The following is a 23,003-nucleotide window of genomic DNA, read 5'->3' as shown; positions in this document are numbered from 1 at the left end:
TCCTAATTACCTCCCCAAGTATGATACTTGGCTTGTATAGTCGCAGTAATAGGATTCAACTGCCCTTCACTATCTAAAACAGGAGTTTTCATGATTTCTGCAAGTGCCTTAACAAAAAGTGCGACTTTTTGAAACTTACTAGCGTCCCTGTTTTTGTCAAATGATGGTAAAGATTCAAGTTCTTCAAAACCTAAAATAGCAGATTTATTTAGACATTCAAATACACCCTGCAATTCAGTAATCCGCCGTCTTACTTGTTGCATAAAGTCTTTTGCTGCTTCGATTTTAGCGATCGCAGTGTTGACTTCAGCATTGTACTCCGATGCCTTTGTCAATGCTTTTTCGCCTTCACCAGCAAGCACAAAGCCTCCAATAAGGACAGCAGGGCCAACCGTGATGCCACCTAACACAAGAGAACCAAGAGCCATGCCTCCCCCACCGACAGCTAATGAGCCACCGCCTAGCCATGCTAGAGTTGCATTCCAAGCTGCTGCACCGCTAAGTCCTCCTATAATTGTCCCAGTACTGGCTACTCCTACAGAGGTAGCAAGACTCATTGCACCACCGTATCCTGCTGCTGCTGCCCCAATCGCCTTAGTGCCACCATTGAAAAACTGTTCAGCTTCTACTGCGGCGGCTTTGTACTCCTTAATCTGCTGAACTGAAATTCCTTCCAGCCCTTCTAAAAACTCCTTCTCGCTTTGTTTTGCTTTCCCAATATTTCGTTCAATAAAGTCAAGAAAGCGCCCAACTGTAGTCATCATCACATCAAGCTGAAGTTGACCATACTCTTCTGCAAGCTCGTTAGTCGCCTCCCAGTCTGCTTTCAACTCACTGACTGCATAGGAGTGACGATTTTGGGCACGTTCACCAATTTCCTTCGCTTCATTCATATTCCCAAAACCTTCAGCACCTTTTACTGCTCCGAAAGCAGCAGTTCCTAAAGCAATAGCACCCAAAATCAGTGGGATCATGAAATACTCCTGATGTGATTAGTATTTGGTTAGTACTTGTCTAAGGGTTGAACATCAAAACAAGGCATCACATTATACTTATTTTTCCCGGGGATACCAACTAATGAATATTCAGAAGGTATAAACTTGATACTGCGATGAATGCAGTTGTCAATTGTTTTGGTGTTGAGTGCGATCGCACGGGGGCTAAAATCTCAATGCAATGGACAAGCGATGTCTACGACGGGCTGCGCCTACGCACTCGGCTTGCCGCAGGCATGGCAACTGTTAGGATAGATGACAGGAGGATTAATTATGTCCAATACTGCCCAAGAGATATACAGCCAAGTTGTTTGTAACTTGTCACCAACTGAGCGGCTACGCTTGGCAACCCTGATTCTAAATGAGCTAGTCGAACAAAACTTGTCTATCATCGACCAAAGTGATACTTGGACTGAGCAGGATCAGCATGATTTAGTATCCTTCTCTTTGGAGTACGCAGCTTCAATTTTTCCAGAAAGTGAGGAGACAGTTTAGTGACATTCAATCCCGGTGATGTAGTCACAGTTGATTTTCCTGGTGTCACTGGTATTAAGCGCCGTCCTGCTGTAGTTTTATCATCAGCCACTTATCATGCAATCCGTCCCGATGTAATCATTGGACTAATTACTACTCAGACAACTACCCTTGGAATTACTGACTATGCACTTCAGGATTGGGCAGCAGCAGGTTTGCGGGTTGCGTCTGTTTTCAGAAGTTTTATCGTCACCTTACCACCCTCTGCTAATTTGGTTTTGATTGGTCACTTGTCAGAACTTGATTGGAAAAGTGTTCGTGCGTGTGTTGAGATAGCTCTAGCTGAGTTAGATGATTCTAAACCATCATCGGATACATCATCTGCCTCATAGAAATTTATCTATCTTTAGTAAGTATAGTAACTAGACTGCTTGTGCGTAGACGCTTTTTCCCAGGCATCGCAGTTACCCAAAGCTAACAACAACAGCAGCTAAGTTGGGCAGTTTTGGGTTAGTTGTAGCTTCAGGTAATCAATGAAATCCAGAATTTCTGTATCAGTAAGTTGTAGACGCGATCGCTTCCCATATTTTTGGTGCAAATACTCCCTTCCCTGCTCTGGAGTCCAATTTAATTGGGCTAAATATGTGTCAGTTTTAGCTATAAAAACATCACGTGGTTCAGGCGTTTTTATATTGTCACTTGCTTCTGATTGAGATTGATTTTTATCTTGATTAAAATTATGAATATTATTAATTTTTAAACTTACTCTTTGTCCTAAAGCTTGCCAATCTAATTCCTTATGTCCATCCCAACTAACACCTATAGAGCGATAAGTTACTGGATCGTAAATATTACAGAATACTACTTTTTTATCTCCAGGACTAACGGCAATAGTAAGTGGATAACGCAGTTGTTCAAAAGTAAGAATATCTAAAGACAGCAATAAACCTTTACAAAAATAGGTCTCACTTCCTGAACGGATAATATAGGGTTTGTCTGCCAAAATATTTAAATCTGTTCTGATAACTTCTCCAAATGTATTTTCAACCTTTTTATTAACTTCTATCCCTGTAATTATTCCAGTCAAGGCTCTCTCATAAATTGGGATGCGTCTTTCATCTTCAGCCAGCATATACCAACAGTGATCGGGTTCTTTGCTGACAAAGACATATTGAGGTTTTGGGACTGCTCCAAATCCTAATTTGACTTCCATATTTTTGATAAAGGTTTTGGTAAATATATTTATTGAGCAACTAGCTTTGACGATTTGTACCGTCAAGCTATAAGTTGCTTTATAGATATAATTCCCTAGTCAGGAAGCTAATTAACATTAAGGCAGCGAAAACTACAAAATTTAGTGAATCTATAACAAAGTTTCTGGATCAACACCTAGCGCATTCAATCTTTCAATTAACATTTTCACCTGCTGTTCTGCTTCCACTCGTCGCTGTTCTTCAAAAGCTGTGCGTTCTTCCGCTTCCCTAATGCGTTCTTCTGGTGTTAGCAATCTTTGCCCTTCTTCGTCATACCAGTAGAGCCATTCCCGCACTATACCTTGATAAATTCCCCGTTCTCGCCCAATTCCTAAACCTATTTCTGGTAGCCAAACGGGATTTCCTGACATTAAGATATATTCCCCATCGACTAAGCGATACACTTCCAAAGGCGATTTTTTCCGCCGCAGGGGACTATAGACAACGTAGTACAAAATTCCTAAATCTTTGGCATAAAATTCTTTCTTGATGCTATATTCTTCTCGATATATTTGAGAAACAACTTCTAGCGCTAAAATTGGCAGTTGCTTTTCTTCCCACAGCACATAACTTAGGCGTAAATCCTCATCAACGAAGCGTTTAACTCCTAAACTGAGAAATCCATCAGGGACAATAGCTGGTTTATCTGGGTGATAATAAATACCCATATCAACACCAAAGAACCAATCCCAGCGATCGCACCAAACCAAAGCTAGTATCGTTTTTAGCAAGCCGGGAATTAAATTTTGGACTTCATTATCCACAGGGGTATCATTTGAGTCAGGTAGCTCTTCGGAAGATGGCAAACAATGCAGCGGATTGTAGTTTAACATGAGCGGTTTTGCCAAATCTGATTTTAGATAGATTGTACGTAATCTATTGATGTGCGATCGCAGCACAAGAATGAAAAACCATTTTTAGCCTAGACATCGCCTTCTAGCTCTCTTCTCAGTATCAAAATATTTATAAGTGTAAAATCCTTACATCATATTCGTGGTTTTTCGGTACTGATTATCAGAGTGTCTAACTGACAATAGCAAAAAAGGGCGGAACTTTGTTCAACTAGAACATTCCAGAAGTCGCAGAGTATTCAATTTCATGGTGAATTTGGTAGCTGGGCTGATTACCTATACCTACCAGGAGAAAAAGTCTTTTCTCAACCTTGACTCAGAAAACGTGGCGTAGCTGGAAATTAGCTAATTTTCAGCCCAATTTTTGAGTTGTACCTAAGTATCAGATATGTCACCACAGATCCATTCACGAGTTTTAATCAAAAGCTTCCTAACGGTTTTTTTGCCTTTGTCAGCTTTAGTTGGGGTTGTTATTGGGACTATCTACTACCAACAGGTACAAACCGAGAAAGTTTTGCTCAAAACAAATGAACTCCGTAAGGTAGATTTACAAACTAAAGTAATCAGCGGAGACTTTCACTTGGTTGTCTCAGATTTGATGGTTATCTCTAAACAAAACGAGCTAGAAAGAATTTTAGACGGAGTGGATAGGCAAGAACAGGCACTTTCACAAGAATTTTTATTAATTTCTGGATATAAAAAACTTTACGACCAAATTCGCTTTTTAGATCGATCGGGTAAAGAAGTTGTTAGAGTCAACTTCAAGCAAGGTGAACCAGTAATTGTCCCCGAAGAAAAACTACAAGTTCAAGCCAAGCGCTACTGGTTTAATGACACTTTGCGGCTGAACCAAGGACAAGTATTTGTCTCTCCCCTTGACCTCAACATCGAACGAGGTCAGGTTGAACAACCCTTGAAGCCAATGATCCGCTTTGGCACTCCCGTTTTTGATCGTAGTGGACAGAAACGGGGCATTGTGGTGTTAAATTATTTCGGCGCAAAACTGCTGGACAATTTTAATCAAGCTTTCGCTAGCGCCTCTAGTCAGGGAATGCTACTGAATGCTGATGGCTACTGGTTAAAAGGAGCAAAGCCTGAAGATGAATGGGGATTTATGTTTCCCGATCGCAAAAACCGCACTTTTGGCACAGCTTTTCCTCAAGCATGGCAGCAGATTTCTCAACAAGAATCGGGACAATTCCAAACTGCTGAGGGAATGTTCACTTTTACCACAGTTTACCCACTTGTCGAAGGGCAAAAATCTAGTACGGGAGCAGGACAAGCTTTTGCGCCAAGCCAAAATCAAATCGATCCTAAATCCTATCACTGGAAGATTGTCTCGTGGGTGTCGCCAGAGACGTTGACAACCAAATCAAACCGATTTTTGAGTCAATTGCTACTGCTATATGCTGGATTAGTAGGACTAATTGGCATTGGTTCTTGGCTACTAGCAAAAGCTAGTGTCAATCGTCAGATGGCCCAGCTAGAGTTAAAGCAGTCTGAAGTCGAATTGCGAAAGCTAGTTGAACGGGAGAAAATTCTTAAAACTCGTTTATCTAGTCAAATTCGCAACTCGCTGGATCTAAATACGATTTTGAGTACAGTAGTAGTTGAAGTTCGGCAACTGCTACAGATCGATCGATGCCAGTTTTTTTGGTGTCATCAAGAAGATGAATCTATTAGCTTGGAACTGAGTCAGCAAGCTTGCGCTCCCGATTTAACAGAACCTTTAGGCTGTTCTCCTATTCAGAATGTGGAAGCCCTGAGTGAGGCTGTTATGCAAGGAAATTTGCTTTGCTTCGATGACATTGCGACAGATTCATGGCTTGATTTCAAGAGTCGGAATTTACTTGTGACATTGGGTTTTAAGTCTCTACTAACAGTTTCAGTTCAAACTCAGTCGGGTCACTTGGGTGTGATTGTCTGCGAACATAGTAGAGAGCTTCGCCCCTGGAGTGATGATGAGATAGAAATTATTCGAGGCGTGGCTGACCAGTTAGCGATCGCTATTGACCAAGCCCAATTGTATAATCAAAGCCGCGCTGCTACTGCTGCTGCTACTATTCAGGCAGAACAACTCAACCAAGTACTACACAATCTCAAACAGACTCAAGCTCAACTGATTCAGACCGAAAAAATGTCGAGTTTAGGTCAATTAGTGGCGGGTGTCGCTCATGAAATCAATAACCCAGTTAACTTTATCTACGGTAATTTGACTCATGTAAGTGAATATACACTGGGCTTATTGGAACTAGTAGAACTTTATCAACAGTCCAATGCTCATTCAACACCTGAAGTACAAGCTCATATCGAAGCGATCGACCTTGACTTTATGGCTGAAGATTTACCTAAAATATTAGTTTCAATGAAAATGGGAGCTAATCGCATTCGTGAAATAGTTCTCTCCTTGCGGAATTTTTCTCGACTTGACGAAGCGGATATGAAGCCTGTTAACATTCATGAAGGTATTGATAGCACACTACTGATTTTACAAAATCGCTTCAAACAAACGTCTGGAAATGCCGGAATTCAAATAGTAAAGGAATATGGTGATATCCCTTTAGTAGAATGCTATGCCGGACAACTAAATCAGGTGTTTATGAATTTGATTAGTAATGCCATTGACGCTCTGGATAGTTATAACAGTAAGCGAACTCTTGAGGAGATAGAAGCTAAACCCAGCCAGATTGTAATTCGTACTGAGTTACGCAACTTGGATCGTATAACTGTGCAAATTGCAGATAATGGCCCTGGTATGACCGAAATAGTTAAGCAACGATTATTTGACCCTTTCTTTACCACTAAAGCCGCAGGTAAAGGCACTGGATTAGGATTAGCAATTAGCGCTCAAATTGTCACAGAAAAACACAACGGAGCTATTTGGTGTATTTCGGAAACTGGACAAGGAGCAGAATTTTGGGTTGAGATTCCGATTAAGCAAAGTTCTAAACTAGCGACTGCAAGTACTGCTACTCTATCCATAATTTGAAAAATGACATGACTAATATTAGTGATGTCTACGATGGTCACTGAGCTTGTCGTTCGCGCAGCGTCTCGTAGAGAAGTGCGGACTACGCCTACGCTCTGATTTTGATAGCCCTTGGAAAGAAATAATAGAAGCCTATTTCCCCAAGCAATGCATTTCTTTTTTCCAGAAACTTATGCATTAATTGATTGGGGGCGTCCATACGAGTTTTTAGATAAAGAATTTTAGCAAATAGCTCGTGAAGCCGAACAGGGTAAGCGATATGCCGATCAATTAGTCAAGGTTTGGCAAACCCAAGGGGAAGAACTTTGGTTATTAATCCATGTTGAAATTCAGGCACAAAAAGAAGATAACTTTAGCAAGCGGATGTTTACCTACAACTTTCGCATATTTGACCGCTTTGATTGACCAGCAATAAGCCTTGCAATTCTCTGCAATCCAAACCGCGAATGGCGACCAAGCAATTACAGTTACAATTATCCTTTTAAGGTTACTACAAAGACGAGTGGGAGAATTATCACCAGAATTGCAAGAGCGCATCAAATCTCTTTCTTTAAATCAATTAGAAAACCTTGGCGAAGCTTTATTATATTTTACTGCTATGGAAGATTTATTTAACTGGTTGCAAACAAATCAATAAGCTTAAAATCTATTTTTATAGAAATTCTAAAAAATACATCTAATGACTTATCTTATATACGATTTTTTAACTCAGTTCGATGGGTTATTTTTTACTTTACCGAATCAAAAATTTCGATTTAGTAAAAAAAAGGGCAGGTAGAAAACCCGCCCTCTAAGTAATAAATATTTACACTAAACTAGCGATTGCAACTTAATTACCAATTTCCGGCGCACTCAAAGAAACCTTTAGTGCGTCGTCTTTTTGCTGTGCTAATGTCGGTACGGAATCACGCAATCTTGCCGTCAATTGTACAGTTGTAGCGTCGTACATCTGAGTCAGCAATTTTGGATAGAAACCAATACCAATAATTGGAATTAACAAACAGGCAATGATAAATACTTCACGGGGTTCGGCATCTATCAAAGCTTGGTGAGACACTAATTCCTCGTTTTCTTTACCGTAGAAAATTTCTCGCAACATCGACAGCAGATAAATGGGAGTTAAAATCACTCCTACTGCCATCAAGAACACCACGATAACTTTGAAGGTAGAGCTATAAGCATCGCTAGTAGCAAAGCCAACAAATACCATTAATTCTGCCACGAAACCGCTCATCCCTGGCAATGCCAAAGAAGCCATTGAACAGGTAGTGAACATGGCGAAAATCTTCGGCATTCTCTTAGCAACACCGCCCATTTCATCCAACATCAGAGTGTGGGTGCGATCGTAAGTTGCCCCGACAAGGAAAAACAAACTCGCCCCAATTAACCCGTGGGAAACCATTTGCAATACTGCCCCACTCAATCCCAAATCGGTGAAGGAGGCAATACCAATCATTACAAAGCCCATGTGAGAAATTGAGGAGTAGGCAATTTTTCGCTTCAGGTTGCGCTGGGCAAAGGATGTCAAGGCAGCGTAGATGATATTAACTACCCCCAAAACCACCAACACTGGTGCAAAATAAGCGTGGGCATCGGGAAGCATTTGGGCATTCATCCGAACTAAAGCGTAACCGCCCATTTTCAGCAGAATACCTGCCAATAACATGTGTACTGGGGCTGTAGCTTCACCGTGGGCATCAGGTAGCCAGGTGTGCAAAGGAATAATCGGCAACTTGACAGCGTAAGCAATCAGGAAGCCAGCATAGAGGGCAAGTTGGAAATTCAGGGCAAAATCTTTTAAGGCGATCGCTCTCATATCGAACGTCACCGTATCACCGTAAAATCCCATTGTCAGGGCAGACAGCAAAATAAATAGCGAACCGCCAGCAGTGTATAAAATGAATTTGGTCGCTGCATATTGCCGCCTTTTGCCTCCCCAAATCGACAGCAGAAAGTATATCGGTACTAGTTCCAGTTCCCACACCAGGAAAAACAACAGCATATCCTGAACAGCGAACACGGCAATCTGACCGCCGTACATTGCCAAAATCAAGAAGTAAAATAGCTTGGGCTTGAAGGTGACAGGCCAAGCTGCTAAAATCGCCAGCGTGGTAATGAATCCAGTCAAAATAATTAAGGGCATGGACAAGCCATCAGCCCCTACTGACCAATTCAAGCCCAATTGTGGTACCCAAGGGTAACTTTCCACTAACTGCAAATCTGGATTGGAGAAATCATACCCAGTATAAAAAGCATAAACAATTAGTGCAAAATCTATCAGCCCTACGACGAGGGAGTACCAGCGCACTGTTTTGCCTTCTTTGTCAGGGATGATGGGAAGAAGTAGCGACGCGGCTATCGGAAACAGAATAATCGTCGTCAGCCACGGAAAATTAGCTATATTCATCACAATTCGTCTGCTATCAAAATCATGTTTGGCAAAAAGTCACTAGTTATTAAGTAACAGCTTTTTGGGGATTTCGTCTTCCTCGTTAGGTTGATTTAATTAAATTGGCAATTCCCCCTTTCTTCTGTTGGGAGTCTCTTTTGACCTTTGGGCGTGCGGAATGTGGGTTGTGATACTCCCAAGCAAGTCAACAATTTACCCTAAAAAAGCCGGTAAAATTATAGTTTAGTGGTGCGATGTCTACGACAAGCCGCTCTGCGTCTACGCGTAGCCCAACCTATCACTAAAAATACACGATGCTGTTTGGTGGTTGTTGAAAAAAGCGATTTGGTGCAAAAATGCATCAAAGGAGAAATAACCATAATGATAATGGCACAAATTAAAAGTCAAATTCGTTATCTCACTAACGTAGATGGAGAAACAACAGATGTACTCGTCCCTATAGAACTTTGGCAACAGCTTATAAGTTCCATAAATTCTGATAACGTCAGTGGTTTAGGTTGGATTGATGAACAAGAGCCAAAAGCACAAATATTAGCCGACCTACAAGAGTCTGTGCGACAAGCAGCCGTAGGGCAAACTTTCCCAGTTTCAGAACTTTGGGACGATATCGAAGCCTAGATTTATGGCAGAAGTTCGTTTTACTCCTCCCTTCAAACGCCGTCTCAAAACTCTGACTAAACGCTATCGACAAATTCAAATTGACATTCAACCCATTATCGAATCAGCTAGAGGCTGGAAATTTTATCGGCGATCATATCTCTGGGATAGACTTGACTGTTTTTAAAGTTCGAGCAAAAAACAGTGATATCCCAACGGGTAAAAGTGGTAAATATCGGGTGATTTATCAGGTTGTCTCACCTGAATTTGTCTTACTTCTACTCCAAGAGTAGCTGGAAAATTTGTAAGATCAACTTCTAATAGGTTATACCAAGTAGTGTTGTCTATATAACATTTAAATGCCACTTCAATTTCCTGATTCATGGCGCTTTATATCTTCACCAGATTCAGTTATTCCTAATGAAGCGATTGATGAATTTGAGAAACTTATTGGCATAATAGTAGCTAAGGGAGATCGCTGGAAGTTACTAGAGTATTTTAAAGAGTATTTTGCCCATGTAGTAGGCTCTACGAGTGACTGGAGTACTTCAGAGAGTTGGGCAAGCACAGATTTACGGTCATCTTTGGAAGACGCGGCTAAAAACTCACCTCTGTTTCTGGAGGCGTTCTACGAGGCGTGTGAGAATCTTCGGGATAAATATGCAATCCCTGACATTGAACGTATCAACAGTATTTGTCTTGAACACAAGATTGCTTATCAAATCCATCCACCAAAACTTGTGAAGCTATCCGAAGGTGAAGAAGCTATCCCTGTGGCCGAATCCCCATCAACCTTTACTGAGTCTGCAAAGGAACTCATTACTAAGTCTCTAAGCCGTTCTGAACAACTACTGATTGAAAATCGGGCTAGAGAAGCAGTTCAAGAACTGCTTTGGATTCTAGAATCAATTACAACTGCTTTTAGAGGTGAGCAATTACCATCTGGCACAATAATAAAAGGGACATACTTTAACCTAATTGTGAAGGAACTCTGCAATGCAAATGAAGGGACAGCAATCAAGTATATATTAAAATCTTTAGAAAGTTTACATGGTTATCATTCGTCACCAACTGGTGGTGGTGGTCGGCATGGACTTGATCTAAAAGAGGGCAAACCAATCACTCTTTCTGAAGGTCGCTTATTCTGTAATCTTATTCGTTCTTACATTTCTTTCTTTCTTACCGAGTATGAAATACTCATAAATAATGATGTGTCGGACAATTTATGATAATGTGTTGCAGCGAATTTCAGCGAGAACCGATTATTCAACTAACAGACATAAGAAAAACTTTGTGTTTATTTGATATTTGAACCTTTCCTTGCTCACTTAAGCATTTAATAGCATTGTAGTTTCCAAACCGCGTATGTCCTTCTACAAGCTGGTATGGGCAATTTAATTCTGCATAACTTGGTATATTAATCATGTTTTCAGTTTTTAATACAATTATTGGAACTAGCCAAGTTCCAAAGTGCCTCCAATGATCTTTATCTTCATCAGTGCATGATAGATGCTCAAAATTTGATATATAACTTTTGCGGTCTACATAATCCTTAAAGCCTGAAAATATCTGCACTTTAGAAAACTCTTTTTCAGACCAATAAACAAGGTTGAAAGTCACTTGATGGTAATTAATCCAGCCATAGTTATTTACCATATCCAAGTCATAAATATGCTCAAATTGCCACTGAAGAAGTACATCTATAGGAATATTGTTAAATATTGATATTATCCTTTGTGAATATTCTAGAGGTGTTTCATTAGATGGGTCAAGTCGATAATTAAAGTTGAGTCTTGGCTTGAGTTGTTTCCATGTATTATGACTTCGTTGCCAAACTTCATCATCTGGTATATGGTGCCGCCTGATTCTGATCTCTTCTTCTGTCATAAATAATTAAATGTTCTGAACGATTTTATTCTTTGAAGATTATTAAACATCTTGAAAAAATCAGAGCGGAACTAGAAAGCTAAACTTTTATAGGTTGTATTAAAAAATTTTGGTCATCTTTTGAAACTCAACTCTCAATTTCTTCGTGTGCCTCTGCGTGAAACAAAAAAGATTTAGTTCACTTACCTAAAAAGGCTGTATCACAAAATTCAAGAAATTAATGTAGGGGCGGACATTTGTCCACCCCTGTGAAAATCAGGTAACACCAAAGACAATCACTAAGCCCAAAACAGCCCCAAACACAATCAAGGCATAGAATTGAGCGCGACCGTTTTCTAGGTACTTCAGACCTTCACCGCTGACAAGGGTGAAAAAGCCTGTGAGGTTAACAGCACCATCTACAACGCGGAAGTCAACTTCCATAACTTGTCTAGCTAGGCGACGCAAGCCGAGGACAAAAACTCGATGGTAAATGTCATCAAAGTACCACTTGTTGAGCGATAACTCGTAAAGTGGTTGGATTTTAGCAGCGATCGCAGCCGGGTCAATTTTACGGCGCAAATACATCAGCGAAGCTAAGGTAATCGCAACCAAGGAAATTCCCACTGACGCACCCGCCATAATGTAGAATTCCGTCGGATTGAACTCGGAAGCCTTTTCTAGAACTTCGGAGAGAGTTTCACTAGGAGGAAAGATAAACTCTTCAAAATAATTGGCGTAGGGAGTTCCCACCAAACCAATCAAAATCGAAGGCACAGCCAACAGTGCCAACGGCAGCGTCATTGTCCACGGCGATTCGTGCGGGGAGTCGCTGTGATGCCCGTGGGAGTCATGGGAATCATGATGCTGACTAGTTGCCGCCAATTCTCCTTTCTTCATCGCCCCAGGCCCAAAATTCGGGACTGGTTCTTCTGACTCTAATTCCAGGACAATTGTCGCCGCAGCTTTCTTGAGTTTTTCCTTGATTTTCTCGTCAGTACCCCGGAATTTGCCTTCAAATGTCATGAAATACATTCTAAACATATAGAAAGCTGTAATCCCTGCAGTTAGCCAGCCAATCATCCAAAGAAATGGGTTAGCCTCAAAAGCCTTCCCTAGAATTTCATCTTTTGACCAGAAACCAGCAAAGGGTGGAATACCAGAAATTGCCAAGCAACCAATTAAGAAAGTAGTTGCTGTGACAGGCATATATTTTCGCAGTCCACCCATCAAGCGCATATCTTGCGCTAAGGCGGGGTCGTGTCCAACGACACCTTCCATACCGTGAATTACAGAACCTGAACCCAAGAACAGCATCGCCTTGAAATAGGCGTGGGTCATTAGGTGGAATAGTCCAGCACTGTAGGAACCTATTCCCATTGCCATCACCATGTAACCAAGTTGGGAAATGGTGGAGTAAGCCAAGCCTTTTTTGATGTCGTTTTGGGTAATGGCAATGGTTGCCCCCAAAAACGCCGTAAACGCCCCAGTAAAGGCAATGACATTCATTGCGGCTGGAACGTCTTCAAATACTGGGTACATCCGGGCAATCAGGAAAACACCAGCCGCCACCATTGTTGCCGCGTGAATCAAGGCAGAAATGGGGGTGGGGCCTTCCATCGCATCTGGTAGCCAGACATGGAGGGGGAATTGGGCTGATTTTGCTACTGGGCCTAAGAAAACTAAAATCGCAAACAGGACAGCGAGAAAATTGCTGATAGAACCTGATTCGACAAGTTGGGCGAGGCGATCGCCCATGATATTAAAATCAAAGCTTCCTGTTGCCCAGAACAGCCCCAAAATGCCGAGTAATAGACCAAAGTCGCCCACCCGGTTGGTTACAAACGCTTTTTGAGCGGCATCTGCTGCTGACTTGCGATCGTACCAAAAACCGACCAGCAAGTAGGAACACATCCCGACCAGTTCCCAGAATATATAAATCTGTACTAGGTTGGGGCTGACCACCAGACCTAACATTGAAGAGCCAAACAAACTGAGATAGGCGTAAAACCTCACGTAACCGGGATCGTGAGCCATGTAGCCATCGGTGTAAACCATGACTAAGCAGGCTACCGTTGTGACAATCACCAGCATTAGGGCTGTCAGGTGGTCAATAGTGTAGCCCATGCTCAGGTGAAAATTACCTGCTGCCGCCCACTCAAAGGTGCGAATATAAGACGGGTGTCCTTGAATTTGACTCCAGAGCAAGGCAAACGACATCCCCATAGCTGCTGCCATCATGGAGATAATCACCACAGCATTAAGCTGGCGGAGGCGGTTTGTCACCTGATTCAACGAGATTAACCCTAGACCGACCAGCATTGCCCCAAAAAGAGGAAACACCGGAATCAGCCAGGCATACTGATAGATTACTTCCATCACTGACGCCTACTTTTAGAATTCATGATTAGCGTGTCGAAACTGTTAATAATTGTGACTACACCCTTTAGGATAAAATAACCCACCCAAGACTGATTGGGTGGGGTATTAAGCATGGTTTTAGATTTAGTCATTAGTCATTGGTCATTAGTCCAATGCCCAATGACGGCAGTTGCTCCACTTGGGGAGACCCCACGACCCAACGGGATAAGGCAGTCCCCCAGACGCTCGACGACTCGCTTGCCGCCGGCGCTATCGACGGAAACCGCCAGACGCTCGCGGACTCGCTTGCCGCCGGCGCTATCGCGCTTCGCGTCTCCCCTTCTCCCAAAGGGAGAGGCTAGCGTCAAGGGAGAAGACGGGGCTGCCTCACCGCACTGCCTCCCCCATGCCCCATGCCCCATGCCCCATGCCCCATACCCCATACCCAATATCCATCAGGCCGATCGGCATTCTAAGTCCACTATTTTTGAACTTTTGTAGATTTTGGGGTAATTGCTGTAGCTGGCTTTAATCTCTTCTAAAGCTAGACGTAAATCTTCTCTGCCGCGAAAGCATTCCAAGCGATGGCGAATAGTGCCATTTTCAATCAATAGTAAAGTGGGTAGTGATTTTAGCCTATAGGTAGTAGACAATTTAAAATTTTGATCTGCGTTAACCCCGACTAATTTAATTTCATCCCCGCACTGGGCTTGAAATTGCAACAATAGTGGGTGGATAACTCGACACAAGCCACACCAAGGTGCTTCAAAGTTAACTAAAACAGGAATAGGAGATTCTAAAACTTCTTGAGTAAATGTTCGCTCACTAACCGACAACACCATGACGCCTCTTGGATTATAAGGTTTTTATATCAAACTAGCTATCAGTACTGAATTGAGTAGTGCTGAGTTCCGAGTTCTGGTTGCTGAGTAGAAGTCCATAACAAAAAGTTAGGGGATTGAATGAGGAACTCGTTTCTTTTTCTTTTAGAGTAAAGCGGGAATTGGGACTACTTGCCAAGCAATGAATACTAAGTTGCTTGCTTTTACTCAGGACTCAGGACTCAGGACTGCTTCAGTGGAGGATTGGCAAGTCATTAACTGCCGATAGATGCTTTCAGGACAGAAATTTCAGGACACAGAATCATTGGCAAAAATTGAGCGCGTTAATGTATCTCTGACAGAAAAGCGACCTTAGAAGTCGCGTTGGCTTTTTTGGATGTTAAACTCCTGATTGCCGTGATCGCCTGGGGATTTGACTGAATCTGCCACTTTCTTTCAAGGAAAGGCAACTGACCAACGACTACCAATAATAAAATCTCAAGCTGACTGAACGCACCCTCCACTGTTACATGTTTGAATTTATCCTACATTGATTTGGAGCAATTGATAAGCTGAAATTTCCATCTATTTCGGATTTTCTGCTGACACTGGGGATCGTCTAAAGCTACCATCCTATCCTACTAGTTGCTTCCATTAACAGAGGGTGCGACCACCAAAGCAAAGCTATAAAAATGGCAACTCCCAAATAGGCAGGGCGCAGAAATTCCTGCCATTGGAGAGATTGACGCCCGTCAATAATTGCTTTAAAGGGAATAATTGAAGTCCGCTGTTTGGCAATTTCAAAAGCTTCCCCATAACGATCGTTCAGGCGGCGATCCCCATGCCAAACCCCAAACAAGTGATGCAATATCAAGCCAATGGAAGTCACAAGGGTAAAGGTAGTACCCAACCAGAGAGTATGGGCAACACACCAAATTATTTGTCCTACCATCTGGGGATGACGGGTAATCCGAATAATTCCTGTTTCGTAGAGATGAACTTGGGGCTTTTGAATAGCAGCAATTTCTAGTAGATTGAAGGTAGCAGGATATAAAAACAAAAACGAGATTGCTGATAGCAGCCAAACAAATTCTCGCACTCCTGGCACCCCTTGTACCTGCCAAATTTGCAAACCATCATAACGGTGCCCAAAAAAGTAAATAATTAATATCACAGCCAACGATAGGCTGACTAATGCAAAGAGAATGCGATAAAACCTTGGGCCAATATATTTTTCTGCCCAAGGGCGTAAAGCAGCGCCTCCACTGTGAGCGATCGCAAAAACTATTTGTAACCCCAGTATGACAAAATGACTGGGTGTCAACCAAGAAATCAGCAGCATATACACAGGTGAAGTAATTTAAAGAAAACTGAATTCAGTACAACCAATACCACAAAGTATTCAAAAGGGGACTTTAGTCAAGATGTTGTGCTACTGTCTTTTTCGAGTCAAGCCTTCAAGTTTAATATGCAACAAATCATGTCCGGCTGATTGCTGCCAAACCGGATTTATTACGTGCATCTGCTCCTTTAAAAGTTTGTGGGTTGAGCCTTATGTCTGACCTTCCTTTCACTTTAGATCAGTTACGTATCCTGAAAGCGATTGCTCAAGAAGGAAGCTTCAAGCGTGCCGCTGATAGTCTTTACGTTTCCCAGCCCGCCGTTAGTTTACAAGTCCAAAATCTCGAACGGCAACTCGATGTCCCCTTATTCGATCGTGGAGGACGACGCGCCCAATTAACCGAAGCTGGGCATCTACTCTTAAACTACGGTGAAAAAATCCTCAGTCTCTGTCAGGAAACCTGCCGCGCCATTGAGGATTTACAAAATCTCCAAGGTGGTACTTTGATTGTCGGTGCTTCTCAAACCACCGGCACTTATCTTTTGCCCAGAATGATCGGTATGTTCCGACAAAAATATCCAGATGTGGCAGTGCAATTACACGTGCACTCTACCCGACGGACTGCTTGGAGTGTCGCTAACGGACAAGTCGATCTGGCAATTATCGGTGGTGAAATTCCTGGTGAACTGTCAGAATCTTTAGAAGTTATTCCTTACGCTGAGGACGAGCTAGCGCTGATTTTACCTGTCTTTCATCCTTTTACAAAACTTGAAAAAATCCAGAAAGAAGACCTGTATAAATTACAATTCATTGCTCTAGATTCCCAATCAACTATCCGCAAAGTAATTGACCAAGTGCTAGCACGCTGTGAAATCGATACCAGACGTTTTAAAGTTGAAATGGAATTGAATTCCATTGAAGCGATTAAAAATGCTGTGCAATCTGGTCTAGGGGCTGCCTTTGTTTCAACTAGTGCGATCGCTAAAGAGTTACAAATGGGCGTTTTGCACCGTACTCCCATTGAAGGCGTTGTCGTCAAACGGAACCTATGGCTGATTTGTAATCCCAATCGCTATAGATCCAAGGCCGCCGAAGCCTTTAGTCAAGAAATTTTGCCCCAGTTTGCTAACCCAGGATGGAATCAAGATGTGTTAAAATTAACACAAAAAAGTCTAGTGTTAACTACATTGGAGGTAGCAACACCCACCTCATCTGGCGAAGACTAAAATCAGGTTATTAGTCCCTTGTCATTTGTCCTTTGTTTTTTGTAAATGACCAAATAATTCGTAATGACGCTCCTCTGTCGCTAACTTAATTCGTAATTATTAACCCATTGTGTTTGTGCAGCGCGCTGATGGCAAACCAAGAGTTTGATATCAGGAAAAAAATTCGTGTTCCTCATTAACAAATTTAGTTTCTCTGTAACCTGAACTAATTACGAATTACGTAGCTTGCTTCTTGCCATTCACGTAGCATCTCGTAGAGAAGGCGAGTATCATCAATTACGAATGATTTTGACTAATCACGAAAATGGAAGTTTACTGCACTCGTCCACGTTGTCCACGCCCACAAAACTATTTTGCCGATTTAGATGATGTTACGACACTGAAAACAACCCAGCAAAAGTATTGCACTACCTGTGGTATGCCATTGATGCTAGATGGTCGATACGTGCCAACGAAGCTGCTGGGAAGGGGTGGGTTTGGAGCAGCATTTTTGGCGCGCGATCGCCGAATACCAGGAATGCGTCAATGCGTGGTTAAGCAGTTTCAACCAGCGGGAAATTTAACTTTAAATCAACTGCAACAAGCACAGTTGATGTTTGAGAGAGAGGCAGAAGTTTTAGCACAACTTGGTAACGATCACGAGCAAATACCAGACTTATTTGCCTTCTTTCCAGTGATAGTTAATAGTTTGCAACCAGGACAACAAGATCAATTTTTTTACTTAGTACAAGAATATATTGATGGGCAAAACTTAGAAGAAGAATTAGTTCAACAAGGCAAATTTTCTGAGCAGCAAGTGTTGGAGGTGCTGGAAGAAATCCTAAAGGTACTAAAGTTTGTCCATCATAGAGGTATTATTCACAGAGATATTAAACCCTCTAACATCATGCGCCGTCGTGATGGTAGACTTTTTTTACTAGATTTTGGTGCAGTTAAGCAAGTAACAAATGTTGCGCTGGGTTCTGCTGCTTCTTCCACAGGAATTTATTCGATGGGATTTGCACCGCCTGAGCAGATGGCTGGAGGTCAAGTATTCCCATCTACAGATTTATACGCCTTAGCTGTAACTCTTATTACCTTGTTGACAAATCAGGAAGCAGTTAAACTATTTGATGCCTATAGCAACCAGTGGAAATGGCGATCGCAAGTGACTGTTAACCCTCGCCTTGCTGACATATTAGACAAAATGCTGTTACCTGCTGCCAATCAGCGCTTCCAGTCAGCCCAAGAGGTTCTAGATGCACTTAACTCACAGCCTCAAACCCCTACACAACTTAATTCGCCCTCTGTAACCCTCCCGCCACAACCACCCCAAGGTTCTAGTCCTGTTGTTCCCCGTCGTCCACCAACTCAGCCAGCGTTTTCGACATTGGAATTATTGGGTGGGGCGGCATTTAGTGGATTTGAGGGTGCATTGATCGCGATCGCCCTCTTCAGTCTAGTAAAATCACCAATAGTTACTTTGACTACTTCCGCCCTGATTTTAGGTATACTAATTTTTGCCCAAACTAGGCGGTGGATTGAAAAGTTCGATTTATTAATTATTCCCACAATTACTTTTACAATTATTTTTTTTGTCCCCTTGTTACGGGGAGGTCTTGATCTTCCGTCAGTGGTGATTTTAGCAGTTGGAGCAGGCTTAGTAGCTATTTCACTAACAGCTGTATTTCGACTTATTTATAAATTATTATCTCTCTTACTTTAAAAAATTCTGGTGCTAACAGCTACATTAAGGTCTCAGAGAAACGAAATATTTAGTCTTTTTTTAGCTGTTGTCATCACTATTGGTTTAATCTTTAGTGGTCTATAGTTTTTTGTGAACGGTGGGCGCAATTAAACAAAATTTATATTTAATAATAGTTTCATCCACCAAGAGCGAAAGCGTGTAGCGAGACGTTCGCGGTAGCGTCTCGTAGAGAAGTACGGTTTTAACCCAATATTCACCACTCAGTCGTACAGAATTCATACTGACTCCTGAGTTCTGAATTCTTCATAATAAATATTTTTACTTTATTGAAACTTATTTATGTCACAAAAGAATGAAACCACAATTTTAGCTTTGGCTCTGCTGCTGACAGCTGGCATAGTTGGCGGTGGGTTTTGGTGGTTTAGTAACAATGGGGCCAAAATTGGTAATAACATCATTCCAAATCAACAACCAGGCAACAATCCATCCTTACAAGACCGTATTAGTTTTGGAGAAAAATCTTTTACTCCAGGTGATATTTCTCCAGTAAAAAAAGAAGGAGTACAGGCGATCGCAGCTAAAAGTTATGATAAAGCGATCGCCAATTTCACAGCTGCTCTAAAACTCAACCGTAACGATCCAGAAACGTTAATTTTTCTTAATAATGCCCGAATCGACTCCTCCAAGAGCTATACCATCGTGGCTTCTGTACCATTTGGCACTGACCCCAATACTTCTTTAGAAATTTTACGTGGTATCGCCCAAGCCCAAAATCAAGTTAATAACTCTGGAGGAATCAAGGGAGTATTTTTGAGGGTAGGTATAGCTAATGACGACGATAATCCAGAAATAGCCAAGCAAATTGCTTCTACCCTAGTCAGCAATTCCAAAGTATTAGGTGTAGTTGGGCCGAATACTAGCGATTGCACCTTAGCCGCAGGTACTATCTATACTTCTGGACAACTTGTAGCTATATCTCCGACTAGTACATCTGTTAAAATTTCTAACTTTAGCCGCTACGTTTTTCGCACAGTTCCCAGTGATTTTATGGCTGCGAGAAGTTTAGCCAACTATATGGTGAGAACCTTGCAGAAAAAAAATGCAGTGGTTTTCTTTAATTCTCAGAGTAACTATAGCCAATCGTTAAAGTCGGAGTTTGTTTCATCCGTTTCCCTAGAGGGTGGACAGGTAGCCAGCGAATTTGACTTATCCAAGGCTGATTTTAGTGCGGCTAAAAGTCTAGAACAAGCAACTAAACAAGGTGCAGAAGTATTGATGTTAGCTGCTAACACTGAAACTCTCGATAAAGCACTGCAAGTAATTCAAATTAATCAGAAAAAGTTAACTTTGTTGGCGGGAGATGATGTTTACACCGCTAAAACTTTGGAAATTGGCAGAGAACAAGCTGTGGGGATGGTAGTAGCTGTTCCCTGGCATATTGATAGCGATCCTAAGTCAGATTTTCCCCAGAAATCGCGGCAGTTATGGGGCGGTGATGTGAGTTGGCGAAGTGCCCTCAGCTATGATGCCACTGTAGCTCTAATTGCGGCATTAGAACGTAATCCCACGCGAGTTGGAGTCCAACAAGCACTCTTGTCATCTGACTTTTCTGCCAGTGGGGCTTCTGATACAATTCGCTTTTTAGCATCAGGCGATCGCAATGCACCAGTTCAACTTGTAAAAATTGTTCCTGGTTCTCGCTCTCGTACTGGTTATGACTTTGAACCAGTGCGTTAATCGGCAATAAAAAATTAAAAATTAACCAATACTTAACCTGGAAAACCTCTCAAGATGGGAAATTGAGTTTTATGGGGAAAAATCTTACTGTCAATTTATTCTTACCACTACTCAAACCTTGAGATCAGAGACGAATAATCCAAATGCAATTTATTATACATTGACTTCTAAATTACTTAGAAGTTAGGATTTGCTAACAAAATCCCCGTCCTCCAAATACAATCTCAAGTAGCAAGCACTTGTCAAGTCAAGCACTTATATTGAATGGACGCGCGGGTAATTATACTATGTCCCAAAAAAATGAAACAACTATTCTTGTATTATCCATCCTAATCACCGTCGGGCTAATAGCTGGCGGTTTTTGGTGGTTTACTAGAAAATCTGGTGTCGATCTAAATACAATTAATTCTGGTAGCACCAAAACGCCCCAAACTGCTTCAGAACAACCTAGTGGCAATACTTTCACTTCAGTAAAGGATGTTCCTACAGGATTATTCAATTACGGAGGTAGTACATCTTGGGCACCGATTCGACTAGTAGTCGATCCGGCAATTCAAGCCGCGCGGCCAGAGTTACGGCTGCGCTATGTAGAACCCAGCAATGCATCGCCTGGTTCTGGTACTGGCATTCAGTCTTTGATAGACGGTCAACTAGCCTTTGCCCAGTCCTCCCGACCAGTTCTAGATCAGGAATTAAGCCGTGCCCAGCAGCGTGGATTCAGTTTAAAACAAATTCCTGTAGCAATTGATGGTTTAGCGGTCGCAGTTAACCCCAACTTGAATATTCCAGGACTAACAGTAGACCAGTTAAAGTCAATTTACACAGGCAAAATCAATAATTGGAGCCAGGTGGGCGGCCCCAATATCCCGATTAAGGCCTATTCGCGCCGCATTGCTGATGGCGGTACTGTAGAACTTTTTGTCCAAGACATCTTGGGTGGTCAAGCTTTCAGCTCCAATGTAGAATTTATCTCCACAACCACCCAAGCCTTGCAAAAATTGGCTGATAGTCCTGGTAGCATCTACTACGCTTCTGCCCCAGAGGTGATTCCTCAATGCTCAATCAAGGCCTTGCCGTTGGGGCGCACGCAAGGGCAATACATTGCTCCATACCAAGAACCTTCTGTCCTCCCGTCTGAATGTCCTGGTAAACGGAACAAGTTAAACATTGAGGCATTCCAATCAGGAAAATACCCGATTACCCGCAATCTGTTTGTGGTGGTCAAACAGAATAGTCAGACTGAGCAGCAAGCAGGTGTCGCTTACGCCAACTTACTGCTGACTGAGCAGGGACAGCAACTGATTACCCAAGCAGGGTTTGTCAAAATTCGCTGACACCTGCGAATCGCACTCAAGACAGAGTGGCGGAAATCGCCGCTCTGAACTGTACCTTAACCAGCTCTATTAATCGACTCTGCTGGCAAGCAAATGAGATTATCCCCTTGAGTCAAGATTAAACCACGTTGACGCAGCTTACCCATCAAGCGGGTGACGGTGACACGAGTCGAACCAATCGCGCTACCAATTTGGGCATGAGTGAGGGGAAAGGGCAGACAATAACCGCGAATCACATCAGGATCGGTGTCGCTCATTGCTGGCTCTCCATATTCCTCAATTAACAATGTGAGAAATCCTAAGAGTCGGTCAATTGTGCGGCGTTGTCCCAAGGCACTCAGCCACAGCAGCTTACGCTGGTGCTGATACCTAAAGGCATCCATAACTTCGCGACGGAAGTGAGGCCAATTGTCTAAATCATGCCAGTACATCCACAGCACCGCTGTTTGATCGACATGGGCGTAAGCCTGGAGTGTGAATGGTGATTGAGCAACAATTTCAAATGGCTGTCCCGCTCCCACAAAACCCAAGAACGCTTCTTCTGGAGTTCTGTTGATTCGTCGAGACGTTAGCTGACTGGCAGTCGCACTAACTTGGGCGGTTCCTACCATACGGATCGCACCCCTTTGCACCAAATACAGCAATCCAGGCCGGGCTGGAATGCGCTCATCTTTGCTAAAGGTGCGGCAGCGATAGTGTTCTTGAGCCCAGTCAAGAATGCGTTGCCAAGTCAAAAAAGGCCGTGATGCCTCAGAAAAGGAGGATGGAGATTGCATAGGTAACAAAGAGCGTTCGGCTGAAGACAAAGACGTAAATAAAAGGGTGCAAGGAGTGTCTTTGTGTTGACGAGGCAGGCTTAACGCCTAACAGCGCCAGCCAATCCAAAGAATAGAAAGCAAATTACTCTCTACTCTTTTGTTATACTTCCTACTGTACAATGGTGGTAGTAAAGTTTACTTACTATTCATCGATTATTCATCAAATTTTATCCTCTTCTCATTTTTCTTCATCTAAATTAAATTTATACCGCAAGACAGATGACAGAAATGTAACAAATATA

Annotated in this window: 23 protein-coding genes and 1 pseudogene; 13 read left to right on the top strand and 11 right to left on the bottom strand. The window is 42.3% G+C overall.

Annotated elements, in window-relative coordinates; all coding sequences use genetic code 11:
• Nucleotides 1–2: 2 nt before the first annotated feature.
• Nucleotides 3–974, bottom strand: a complete 972-nt coding sequence (locus tag V7K53_RS16080) for a hypothetical protein (RefSeq protein WP_335198506.1) — start codon at nucleotides 972–974, stop codon at nucleotides 3–5.
• A gap of 141 nt (nucleotides 975–1,115) precedes the next feature.
• Here V7K53_RS16080 and V7K53_RS16075 point away from each other — a divergent pair, with 141 nt between their 5' ends.
• The 3 genes from V7K53_RS16075 to V7K53_RS16065 are packed head-to-tail and all read left to right on the top strand — an operon-like array spanning nucleotide 1,116 to nucleotide 1,861.
• Nucleotides 1,116–1,250, top strand: coding sequence for a hypothetical protein (locus V7K53_RS16075; RefSeq protein WP_335198505.1), 135 nt, complete (start codon nucleotides 1,116–1,118; stop codon nucleotides 1,248–1,250).
• An 18-nt stretch (nucleotides 1,251–1,268) separates the two neighbouring features.
• A complete protein-coding gene (locus V7K53_RS16070) occupies nucleotides 1,269–1,490 on the top strand; it encodes a hypothetical protein (protein WP_335198504.1) in 222 nt (73 codons plus the stop codon).
• Nucleotides 1,490–1,861 carry a type II toxin-antitoxin system PemK/MazF family toxin gene (locus V7K53_RS16065; RefSeq protein ID WP_335198503.1) on the top strand — a complete coding sequence of 124 codons (372 nt, stop codon included), beginning with the start codon at nucleotides 1,490–1,492 and terminating at the stop codon, nucleotides 1,859–1,861. The genes V7K53_RS16070 and V7K53_RS16065 overlap by 1 nt, the downstream gene beginning before the upstream one ends.
• A 98-nt stretch (nucleotides 1,862–1,959) precedes the next feature.
• Here V7K53_RS16065 and V7K53_RS16060 read toward each other — a convergent pair whose 3' ends face one another.
• Both V7K53_RS16060 and V7K53_RS16055 read right to left on the bottom strand, forming a co-directional pair.
• Entirely contained in the window at nucleotides 1,960–2,682 is a 723-nt protein-coding gene (locus V7K53_RS16060) for a hypothetical protein (protein ID WP_335198502.1), read from the bottom strand.
• Between the two features lie 150 nt (nucleotides 2,683–2,832).
• The gene (locus V7K53_RS16055; protein ID WP_335198501.1) at nucleotides 2,833–3,555 is read right to left on the bottom strand and encodes a Uma2 family endonuclease; all 723 of its coding nucleotides are present in this window, start codon (nucleotides 3,553–3,555) and stop codon (nucleotides 2,833–2,835) included.
• A 406-nt stretch (nucleotides 3,556–3,961) separates the two neighbouring features.
• On the opposite strand from V7K53_RS16055, the gene V7K53_RS16050 reads away from it, so the two are divergent.
• From V7K53_RS16050 to V7K53_RS34060, 3 genes and pseudogenes are all read left to right on the top strand, one after another.
• Nucleotides 3,962–6,562, top strand: coding sequence for an ATP-binding protein (locus V7K53_RS16050; RefSeq protein WP_335198500.1), 2,601 nt, complete (start codon nucleotides 3,962–3,964; stop codon nucleotides 6,560–6,562).
• Between the two features lie 46 nt (nucleotides 6,563–6,608).
• A pseudogene (locus V7K53_RS16045) lies at nucleotides 6,609–7,042 on the top strand (hypothetical protein); the annotation flags it as partial.
• Between the two features lie 22 nt (nucleotides 7,043–7,064).
• A complete protein-coding gene (locus V7K53_RS34060; protein ID WP_442940496.1) occupies nucleotides 7,065–7,199 on the top strand; it encodes a DUF4351 domain-containing protein in 135 nt (44 codons plus the stop codon).
• Nucleotides 7,200–7,391: 192 nt separating this feature from the next.
• Here the strand turns inward: V7K53_RS34060 and V7K53_RS16040 are convergent, their stop codons facing one another.
• Complete coding sequence (locus tag V7K53_RS16040; protein WP_335198499.1) at nucleotides 7,392–8,969, bottom strand: NAD(P)H-quinone oxidoreductase subunit 4; 1,578 nt, start codon at nucleotides 8,967–8,969, stop codon at nucleotides 7,392–7,394.
• Nucleotides 8,970–9,338: 369 nt separating this feature from the next.
• On the opposite strand from V7K53_RS16040, the gene V7K53_RS16035 reads away from it, so the two are divergent.
• The 3 genes from V7K53_RS16035 (at nucleotide 9,339) to V7K53_RS16025 (ending at nucleotide 10,798) form a co-directional block, all read left to right on the top strand.
• On the top strand, nucleotides 9,339–9,590 hold the full coding sequence (locus V7K53_RS16035; RefSeq protein WP_335198498.1) for a hypothetical protein: 252 nt from the start codon (nucleotides 9,339–9,341) through the stop codon (nucleotides 9,588–9,590).
• 80 nt (nucleotides 9,591–9,670) lie between these two features.
• Nucleotides 9,671–9,862, top strand: a complete 192-nt coding sequence (locus V7K53_RS16030) for a hypothetical protein (protein ID WP_335198497.1) — start codon at nucleotides 9,671–9,673, stop codon at nucleotides 9,860–9,862.
• A gap of 66 nt (nucleotides 9,863–9,928) precedes the next feature.
• The gene (locus V7K53_RS16025) at nucleotides 9,929–10,798 is read left to right on the top strand and encodes a hypothetical protein (RefSeq protein ID WP_335198496.1); all 870 of its coding nucleotides are present in this window, start codon (nucleotides 9,929–9,931) and stop codon (nucleotides 10,796–10,798) included.
• Nucleotides 10,799–10,835: 37 nt separating this feature from the next.
• On the opposite strand, the gene V7K53_RS16020 is transcribed toward V7K53_RS16025, so the two are convergent.
• The 5 genes from V7K53_RS16020 to V7K53_RS16000 form a co-directional block, all read right to left on the bottom strand.
• Entirely contained in the window at nucleotides 10,836–11,456 is a 621-nt protein-coding gene (locus V7K53_RS16020) for a hypothetical protein (protein ID WP_335198494.1), read from the bottom strand.
• 255 nt (nucleotides 11,457–11,711) lie between these two features.
• Complete coding sequence (locus V7K53_RS16015; protein ID WP_335198493.1) at nucleotides 11,712–13,814, bottom strand: NAD(P)H-quinone oxidoreductase subunit 5; 2,103 nt, start codon at nucleotides 13,812–13,814, stop codon at nucleotides 11,712–11,714.
• A complete protein-coding gene (locus V7K53_RS16010; RefSeq protein ID WP_322663086.1) occupies nucleotides 13,814–13,948 on the bottom strand; it encodes a hypothetical protein in 135 nt (44 codons plus the stop codon). Before V7K53_RS16010 ends, V7K53_RS16015 begins: the two co-directional genes overlap by 1 nt.
• A gap of 303 nt (nucleotides 13,949–14,251) precedes the next feature.
• Nucleotides 14,252–14,638, bottom strand: coding sequence for a thioredoxin family protein (locus V7K53_RS16005; RefSeq protein WP_335198492.1), 387 nt, complete (start codon nucleotides 14,636–14,638; stop codon nucleotides 14,252–14,254).
• Nucleotides 14,639–15,242: 604 nt separating this feature from the next.
• Nucleotides 15,243–15,959, bottom strand: coding sequence for an NnrU family protein (locus tag V7K53_RS16000; RefSeq protein WP_335198491.1), 717 nt, complete (start codon nucleotides 15,957–15,959; stop codon nucleotides 15,243–15,245).
• Nucleotides 15,960–16,171: 212 nt separating this feature from the next.
• Here V7K53_RS16000 and V7K53_RS15995 point away from each other — a divergent pair, with 212 nt between their 5' ends.
• Both V7K53_RS15995 and V7K53_RS15990 read left to right on the top strand, forming a co-directional pair.
• Nucleotides 16,172–17,185, top strand: coding sequence for a LysR family transcriptional regulator (locus tag V7K53_RS15995; RefSeq protein ID WP_335198490.1), 1,014 nt, complete (start codon nucleotides 16,172–16,174; stop codon nucleotides 17,183–17,185).
• Nucleotides 17,186–17,489: 304 nt separating this feature from the next.
• Nucleotides 17,490–18,890 carry a serine/threonine-protein kinase gene (locus V7K53_RS15990; protein WP_335198489.1) on the top strand — a complete coding sequence of 467 codons (1,401 nt, stop codon included), beginning with the start codon at nucleotides 17,490–17,492 and terminating at the stop codon, nucleotides 18,888–18,890.
• Between the two features lie 99 nt (nucleotides 18,891–18,989).
• Here the strand turns inward: V7K53_RS15990 and V7K53_RS15985 are convergent, their stop codons facing one another.
• A complete protein-coding gene (locus V7K53_RS15985) occupies nucleotides 18,990–19,151 on the bottom strand; it encodes a hypothetical protein (protein ID WP_335198488.1) in 162 nt (53 codons plus the stop codon).
• 60 nt (nucleotides 19,152–19,211) lie between these two features.
• Between V7K53_RS15985 and V7K53_RS15980 the strand changes: the two genes are divergently transcribed.
• Together V7K53_RS15980 and V7K53_RS15975 are read left to right on the top strand one after the other, a co-directional pair.
• A complete protein-coding gene (locus V7K53_RS15980) occupies nucleotides 19,212–20,609 on the top strand; it encodes an ABC transporter substrate-binding protein (RefSeq protein WP_335198487.1) in 1,398 nt (465 codons plus the stop codon).
• Nucleotides 20,610–20,896: 287 nt separating this feature from the next.
• Nucleotides 20,897–21,943 (top strand): PstS family phosphate ABC transporter substrate-binding protein, encoded by a 1,047-nt coding sequence (locus tag V7K53_RS15975; RefSeq protein WP_335198486.1) that lies wholly within the window; start codon nucleotides 20,897–20,899, stop codon nucleotides 21,941–21,943.
• 56 nt (nucleotides 21,944–21,999) lie between these two features.
• Here the strand turns inward: V7K53_RS15975 and V7K53_RS15970 are convergent, their stop codons facing one another.
• Nucleotides 22,000–22,719, bottom strand: coding sequence for a Crp/Fnr family transcriptional regulator (locus tag V7K53_RS15970; protein WP_012412419.1), 720 nt, complete (start codon nucleotides 22,717–22,719; stop codon nucleotides 22,000–22,002).
• Nucleotides 22,720–23,003 lie beyond the last annotated feature (284 nt).

The sequence above is a fragment of the Nostoc sp. genome (genome assembly GCF_036917355.1).
Taxonomy (GTDB): domain Bacteria; phylum Cyanobacteriota; class Cyanobacteriia; order Cyanobacteriales; family Nostocaceae; genus Nostoc.
Note: the sequence above shows the minus strand (reverse complement) of the source record. Positions and strands in the feature narration are given on the sequence as shown.